Origin of the sequence: Pseudoroseomonas cervicalis ATCC 49957 (assembly GCF_000164635.1) — a bacterium.
Lineage (GTDB): Bacteria > Pseudomonadota > Alphaproteobacteria > Acetobacterales > Acetobacteraceae > Pseudoroseomonas > Pseudoroseomonas cervicalis.
The window spans coordinates 1-581 of the sequence record NZ_GG771231.1 but is presented as its reverse complement, the minus strand read 5'-3'; the positions used below and the strand labels follow the sequence as shown (position 1 = coordinate 581).

The 581-nt window shown below is 76.9% G+C and carries 1 protein-coding gene; it reads right to left on the bottom strand.

Annotated elements, in window-relative coordinates:
* On the bottom strand, positions 1–527 hold a 527-nt coding region (locus HMPREF0731_RS22730), incomplete at its 3' end, for a TrmH family RNA methyltransferase (protein ID WP_007006630.1).
* Positions 528–581: the final 54 nt, after the last annotated feature.

Sequence of the window (581 nt, the reverse complement as noted above, 5' to 3'; positions counted from 1 at the left end):
ACCGCCGCCACCGTCAGCGCCGGCCGCCCCAGCGCGCCGAGCGCCGCCGGCAGGTCGGGCGCGCGGTAGAGGGAGAGGGCTTCCAGCCCGCCCTCGCTGGTGCGCCAGGCCGAGTCGGACAGCCCCGCCTGGCGCGGATCGCCCGAGAGCAGCAGCGAGGTGCAGCCGAAGAAGGCGGCGGAGCGGGCGATGGCGCCGAGATTGTGCGGATTGCCGACGCCATCCAGCACCGGCAGCAGCCCGGGCCCGAACAGGGTCTGCGGCAGGGCCGCCGGCAGGGCGGGCACGGCGCGCGGCGCGGCGATGGCGACGATGCCGCCATGGTGCGTGGTGCCGGCGATCTTTGCCAGCTCGGCCGGCGGGACCTCGCGATAGGGCTTCCGGGCGCGGGCGAGCTGGGCGCAGAACGGCCCGGCCTCGGCCCGGCGGGAGGCCAGGTAGAACAGGCGCAGCACCGCCTGCGGCCGGTGCGCGAAGGCGGCGGCGACAGCGGCGGGACCACAGAGGCGGTCGGGCTCGGACTTCATGGCGGGCGCTTCCGGCGGGCTGAAGGGGGCCTTGCCCCCTTCAGACTTCCCCCA